Source organism: Hymenobacter sp. (assembly GCF_036387835.1).
In the GTDB taxonomy this organism is placed as follows: Bacteria; Bacteroidota; Bacteroidia; order Cytophagales; family Hymenobacteraceae; genus Hymenobacter.
Genome location: NZ_DASVSY010000044.1, coordinates 85,667 through 92,709 on the forward strand (window position 1 = coordinate 85,667; position 7,043 = coordinate 92,709).

A 7,043-nucleotide genomic window follows, 5' to 3' on the forward strand; every position below is an offset into this window, starting at 1 on the left:
TTGACGAAAAAGCCTTGCACCACCTCGCAGGGCTTTTTTATGTCGTTCCCTACCTTGTCCACCAATGACCATCCACGCCTTCACCCTATTCTCCGAAGAGGTGCCGCTGGCCTAAGCCTGACGGGCAGGGCACCTACACTGCCCGTCAGGCGACTAGTGTACCAAGCCGTCTTGCTCCACTAGTCGCCTGACGGGCTCTTCGTGAAGCTGAAACACGACGCGGACAAAAACGAAGTCACCTCTCTATTTCCTATCGAAGCCGGCAGCGAAGATGACCGGCTGCTGGATTATGCCATGAGCACCTCAATAACTCGATATGAATAAGCTAGAATTAGGTAACAAAGGAGCCGGTATAGTAGGCGGAGTTATTGGTGCGGCGGTTGGTTTAGTAGGTGGACCGGCCGGCAGTATCGCAGGGGGAGCGGTAGGTTCCATTGTGGCCGATGCACTCAAAGATTTCGCCGAACGTACGCTATCCAGTCGTGAACGAGTTCGGCTCGATAGCGCAACCTCATATATTGCTGATGGCATCGAGCAGGAGCTAACAGCTGGTAGAGTAGTGCGGCAAGATGGCTTTTTTGAAGGCGATGCCAATTTCACGAATAAGGGCGCTGAGTTGTTGGAAGGCGTGTTACTAAAGTGCAAAGCCCAATACCAGGAAAAGAAAGTCCGGCTTATTGCTAACATATTCCGCAGTGTTGCCTTTGATGCTAGTATCTCCGCTCAAGCCGCTTACCAAATGCTCAATTTTGCTGATAATCTCACTTATCAGCAGATGTGCATTATTGCCTTCTATGGTCGGAAGCTTGAGGATTTTGGACTTCGATTGTTTAACGACCGCTTCCATATTTATAAAGCAGAAGCTATCGGATTAGATACTTGGGCGTCAGCTCGTGACTTGTTGGAATTATTCAGACAGGAGATTTTGACAGCCGGTGGCAATTCTTTTTTCGAGCACACCGTTATAAATCCCAGCAATCTGAGTATCGCGCCAAGAGGTGAGGTTGCGTTTAAGATGCTGGGACTAGATAAAGTATCGACCGCTGATATTTCTGAAGCCATGCGACCATTAGAATATCACGACTGTTGGGGTATCAGCAAAGAGAATACAGTGAATGGCGTGGATGTAGGTGTTTAAGCACGGCGTATTAGTAACCGTAGCATTTAGAATATGTGGGGGCTACATAGTTCAGGACCATGGCTCCCGTCGCAGTCGTGGTCATGACCGTCGGCACCGCGCTGCTACCCGGCTTGCCGTGCAGCAGTCGCAGCGAAGCCACAGGCGCAGCGTCAGCATCGCTCTCGTCAATAGATGCTGGGTCCTGCTTGGTTAGGATTTATTCCGCCTTCTTCTTCCGCCCAATCCTCCGCCCTGAAAGCTTCTTCCAAACACTACGGAATGCAAGCACCTCCTCCCAAGTGTACCCAAGTTGGTCAACCAGCAATGCTTGGTCTACAATATCAAGGGCCTGAACCACTTTTTTCTCCCGCATCAGTTGGTCAATTTCCTCGAAGTCTACCGCATCTGTGCGCAGCAGCATAGGTAGCGGCAATTCTTCCACCTCCGTAGGCTCGAAGGTGAGAACCCCACCACCGTAGCTACGCCCTAGAATTTCCGAAAAGGCAAACGTCAACGAGTTCAGAAAAGAGACTACAGCCAATTGTGGGTTAACACCTGGATTGAACCTGACACGGTGAATGGTATCAGTTGAAGATGCTTCTCCTTCATTCACAATCAGCTTTGGAAACTCATTTACCTGGCGCAACGCAAAGCCGTGCGGTCGGCTCAACGAGGGAGTGATGTACCAGCGCTTACGAATTTTGCACTTATAGCCGGTATTAAACTCCTGCGCCTCTCCATCTTTAATGTAGTCCTGGCAGACGGCAGGCAGTTCATCAAAAGCTAAGTTCGGCGGCACGAAAAGGTGCGTCGGGTTCTGGTCATCTGAGTTATCCGTAAAATCCTGGTTCCGAAACACAATGCCTTTGAGCTGTGGCGACTTGCTCACCACCCGCTGCACATGGTCACTCAGCCCCAGCGAAGCCACCTTGTCGCTCTTGAGCATGAAAAATTCATTGCGGCCCGTCACAATCCCTACGTCCACCTGCATATACTCACCGCAGGTTCTGATGCTAGCATCCGCCTTCGTGCGGCGCATCACCTCTATTTCGTCGATATCTAGGAAGTACTTGGTCCACTTCTCCCGGCTGTGGTCCAACACCTTCACCGGAGCCTCTTGAATCTTAGCAACGTCCAGCGCCAGCAGCGCCTCCAGGCTCAGCAGTTCTACCACTCGTATACCGTGGTTATCGGCTGCTGCCTTCTCACACAGAAGCAACACCACTTCTTGCTGAATTCCATCGAACACTAGCTTAGTGAACGTCACAATAGTAATCCGCTGGAAGAAGTGCGAGAGAAATACCCGCGTATCAGCCGCATACTTCACCTGGAACAGTTCAGCCGGAATAACCATGCCCAGCCGCCCACCTTCCGCGAGACGGTTAGCTGCAATCACCAGAAACGGCACCCAAATGTTAGTGAGCTTATTCGGGATTATGCCATACTCGGACATCAGCGTGATGGCCAAGCTTCGGTGCTTCTCCGGGAAATTCTGATAGCGGATGAACGGCGGATTGCCCACCACCACATCATACCGCTTCTCAGCCGGTAAGTCGCGCACAAACCGAAAAAAGTCAGAATTGGCAATTGTAGTGGAGTTAAGACCGTACCCCTCGGCACGCGCTTTTGCTTTGGCAGCTTCGTCCTCCATCAACTCTACACCTTGCAAGTGCCCAAGCAATTCTGTCTGCGTCAGGCCCAACGCTAGAAAGCGCTGAATAGCCGCCTCGATGAAATTACCATCACCACAGCTCGGCTCTAGCACCGTTTCTGCTGAGCTACGAATTGCCCAGCGGCAAATGAAGTCTGCAATTGGCTTAGGGGTATAATAACCACCCCGCAGCTTGTCAATATCCTTTGTTCCTCCTAGCGCTACACCCATTGCATTATTGTTCTGCTTGTCCGTACAAAATATCGTCTTCGCTCACCGTCTGAGCGTCCCCTGGGGTCAATCCGTATAGGTCATTGACTAATTGCCTCACTTGGTTTTCCCGGGTCTGTACCACCCGTAAAATCACCGAGCGGTCAGCAGGCAGTGTGTTGGCCTGCAGCTGCGCCCTGGCTTCAATCAATTGCTCTACGGCCCGCACAATTGTATCGTGCCTGGCTTGCTCCGCAGCCACACCAAAGTCAATTTGCCTAATTGGTAATCCGCTGATAAACTGCTTGCCGTGCGAGTAGTATGCTCCTTCAAACTCGCTGGCCCGTGCCCTTACCATTGCCTCAATTACTGGGTGGGTTAGGATAGCCATGAGATAGAGCATCGAATACTGCCCTCTGCTTGCAACAGAATAAAATGGGCCGTTGCCACCGCCTGTAAAATGAAGGTTTGTCCTATCAAATGCATACATAGGTCTGTTAGTCATCACCTTGACGATTATTTTCGACCTGCCATTAAATTTGCTTAGACTATTTGTACGCCCAAATTGATACCATACAGGTTGCCCAGTTATTGGGTCGCGTACTCCGTCGATGCTCCGCGTGCTTAACTCGCTACGGTGCGCCTCCAAGTAGGTCCAAGCCAAAGGATAATTGGTTTGCATCGTCACCTCGTCAATTAGCTCAGCCCTACCTAATACGTCACGGTAGGGGTATAACATCCAAGCATTGGCTTGCAAAGTGTCAAAGGATTCAAAAAACACTTTCATCAGGCAGGGACGGCAGATTGCTTGCTCTACCGGCCACCTCTGTTTATTTCTCCCCGTTCCTGTTTCAAAGTAGACGCAGCCGTTTTCTACAACAGCAAGGCGTTGAATAAATATAGCGTCCCGACTAGTTTGAAGTCCTACTTCGATATTTGCGACGCTATCCAACGTCACCGTTCCTGCTGACCGTACCCTGTTGAAGATGGCGCTAGTTTCGGGGGCGACAAACAACCAAGGCGCGGTTCCCAAGTCGCTGTTTTGATACTCACTGCTCGGCTGCTCAGTCAAGAGGCCCTGCAAACTGTCTCGCACTCGCGTAAAATCGAAGGTAGCTCGCTCCTGCTTACTCAGAACTACCACGGCCGTATAAGTCGAGCGCTCCGGAAAGAGCTGCAGCGAGCCAAAATGGACCACCTTGGCCATCCAACTGTGCGTTGCCAAATACTCACGCAGCACCTTCGCCCCAGTTAGTGTGAAGAACTTGTGCGGTACGATGTAGCCCAAGTACCCTTGCCAGTTTAGCAGTTCCAGTGCCCGCTGCATAAACAAGTAGTATTTGTCGAAGGAGTTGCCCGCTCCTGCCGCTACATAGCCGCTGCTGGCATCTTGATAGTATGCCTTCTCTTCAGGCGCGTACAATTCCATGTGCTGAATTCGTACATAGGGTGGGTTGCCTACAATGGCATCGAAGCCACCTGTCTGCGCCAGAAACGGAAACTCAGCTTGCCAATTAAACAGCCGCAGCCGCCGCAGCACGTCTATATCGTCCGCCACATCCTGGTTGAACTGTAGATAGCTGTCGTCGAGTAGCGAGTTACCATTGCGAATTGAAGCATTCAGGCTCGGCAATACTCGCGCCCCCGGCCGGGCCAGGTGCTCACTCAGCGTAGGCCCTGTTTCATCTTCCAGCAGCTTGAGCGACAAGCTGAATCGGGCTACCTCCACAGCATAAGGATTAATATCCACCCCGTAAATGCAACGTGTCAGTAGAGCCTGCTTGCCAAGTAGCGTTAGTTGCATAGCCCCACCCAACCCCACTCGTGCTAGTCCCTGCCGCATCTGCTCTGGCCCTGCCTGCGCCACCAATTCTTCTAGCAGATAGTCATATAGCGCCAGTAGAAAAGTTCCCGACCCACACGAAATATCGGCCACCTTCAGCGCTAGCAACTGGTCAAATGTCCGGCCATTGCCCACTACTGGGCCCATTGTTTCGCGCACTACCTTCCGCACCACCAGCTTTGGTGTGGGCACTACCCCCGCCGAGGCCGCCACTTCGGGCATCTCTACCATCCGCGCCTGCCCGTTGCCTTCCACCACAATCCGGCTGCCCAAGAATCGCTCGTAAATCTGGCTGAGGATTTCCGGGTCTACCACCGCAAAGTTGTAGGGACTCTGTGGGTAATATAATTCGTTAAAAATCCGCAGTAGCGGCTCAGCGTCCAGCGTCAGACGCAGTGCCAACGGGTCGTCAAGGAAGTCGAACAACCCCGAATTGTATTTTCTATCTGCTACTTGGAATAACTGCTTCAGCTCCGCGTAGCTTGTCACGTTTTGCAGTTGCTCGAAACCTTCCAGCTTTCGGTCCTCGCAGATGCGCAGAAAAACAATCCGGTTTAGCAGCCGCTGCACCTGGAAGTTCACGTTCTGCTCATCGAGCTCTGGATTGCCGTCAATGATGTCTTGCGCCAGCGCCAGCCGCCACGAGCTTATCTGTTCCAGAAAGTAATCGTCAAACGTCTGGCCCGCCGATGCCTCTTCATTCAAAGCTGCTTCTGCCGCCCCGGCTTCTACAGCCGAATAGCCAAGCAGTTCCGCTAGTTCATCGTACTGCGCTATAAACTCGGAGTAGTGGTAGATACGGTAGCGCGCCACGTTGGCCGCGTCGCCAGCCGTAGGCCGGTAGCGGCAGTCGTAGAAAACCAGCCATTCGAAGTTTGTCAGAACCGACAAAGCAAGCTGTCCGCTCCACCCGTAGCGCCGTGTCTGAAAAGCTGGACCGACGGCAGTTTCTACATTAATGTGCGCCTTCTTGGCCTCCACGAACAGCCGGCGCGCCCCGGCAACTCGCAGCGTATAGTCCGGATTTTTAATTTTGGTGCCCGTTTCGTCCTCTACCTCCAATTCTTCCTCCTGCAGCACGTCCCGCAGTGGCTGGGATTTGCCGGCCTCATTATCCACGTCCCAGCCGAATGCTTTCAGCAATGGGTTGAGAAAGTCGTTTCGAAGTTGGGCCTCTATGTAAGCTGATGACTTATAATACGCTTCATGAGCAGAAAATGCCTGCACGAGTAATTCAAGCTGTTCGATGGCTTCAGGCTTATTCTGTGCAGGTCGTGGCATTTTGCTTTTGGTATTTTGAGTAGAAATGCAGCGGCAAGTTCTAAGCAGCTTAGCACAAGACTTTTTATGTCTTTTTCAGAAGCTAAACACCTCCAAAATTAGTCTTAAAGGTAATTCAATGCGGCCAGAAATGAAGTTCGTACGCAATGCCTTTAGCATAAAGCGCCCTCTGTAAGCACTATAGAAAATAGGAACGGGGCCAGCTAACATAGATTCACGGCCGGTCAGCTGACGTACTTGGCCACGGTGCTTGGCGAAATTCCTAAGGTGCGTGCGATGGTAGCGTTCGATTTGCCTTCTCTTTTCAATGCTTGAACCTGAGCAATGATTGCCGCACCTTTCACTGGTGCACCGAGTTGAATACCTGCCGCTTTCTTTTTTGCCAGTGAAGCCTTCGTATTCTCGCTAATCTTGATGAGGTCTTGCGCGGCGATAGTGGCGAGCATCTACACAATGACGTCGCCAAAGGGCCCAAGTGAGTCGAGGTAGGGCTCGGTAAAGGATTTGTAGTTGACCCCGTGGTCGCGCAACTCTTTCAGGTATTTGAGCGTGGGCAAGGCTCCCTCACGGCTGAAGCGGTCAAGCCGCCAAAACACCACCAAGTCGAATTTTTTCTGATACGCCTCCAACAGCATCAGATTGAATTCACTTCGGTTGGACTTGCCACCTGACACCTCCTCTGTGAATACCTTGTAAAGGGTTCCGTGCTGTTTGGCAAAGGCTCGCAGCTGGTGCACTTGATTTTTCGGGTCCTGGCCTTTGTCGCGGGTGGACATCCGGGCATAGATAGCTACTCGTGTAAGCTTCCCCTGTAAGTAGGCCAGTGAAAAGTAGAGGTTAGGCGGCTTGCCGGAACTCGATGGGGGTCATAAAGCGAAGGGCTTGGTGGGGGCGCAGGTGGTTGTAGTCGTATTGCCACAAGCGGCAGTGCTCGCGCA

Annotated in this window: 6 protein-coding genes; 1 reads left to right on the plus strand and 5 read right to left on the minus strand. The window is 52.0% G+C overall.

The features are described from left to right. The first annotated feature begins 316 nt into the window (after positions 1-316). On the plus strand, positions 317-1,138 hold the full coding sequence (locus VF639_RS09210; protein WP_331145601.1) for a hypothetical protein: 822 nt from the start codon (positions 317-319) through the stop codon (positions 1,136-1,138). Positions 1,139-1,337: 199 nt separating this feature from the next. On the opposite strand, the gene VF639_RS09215 is transcribed toward VF639_RS09210, so the two are convergent. From VF639_RS09215 to VF639_RS25350, 5 genes are all read right to left on the minus strand, one after another. Beyond that, the gene (locus tag VF639_RS09215) at positions 1,338-3,002 is read right to left on the minus strand and encodes a class I SAM-dependent methyltransferase (RefSeq protein ID WP_331145602.1); all 1,665 of its coding nucleotides are present in this window, start codon (positions 3,000-3,002) and stop codon (positions 1,338-1,340) included. A gap of 4 nt (positions 3,003-3,006) precedes the next feature. Beyond that, positions 3,007-6,105: an Eco57I restriction-modification methylase domain-containing protein gene (locus VF639_RS09220; RefSeq protein WP_331145603.1), complete on the minus strand. Its 3,099-nt coding sequence runs from the start codon at positions 6,103-6,105 to the stop codon at positions 3,007-3,009. A gap of 224 nt (positions 6,106-6,329) precedes the next feature. Continuing rightward, entirely contained in the window at positions 6,330-6,551 is a 222-nt protein-coding gene (locus VF639_RS09225; protein WP_331145604.1) for a helix-turn-helix domain-containing protein, read from the minus strand. Beyond that, positions 6,552-6,929, minus strand: a complete 378-nt coding sequence (locus VF639_RS09230; protein ID WP_331145607.1) for a recombinase family protein — start codon at positions 6,927-6,929, stop codon at positions 6,552-6,554. A 13-nt stretch (positions 6,930-6,942) separates the two neighbouring features. Continuing rightward, a partial coding sequence (locus tag VF639_RS25350) for an integrase core domain-containing protein (RefSeq protein ID WP_414654652.1) occupies positions 6,943-7,043 on the minus strand: 101 nt, incomplete at its 5' end.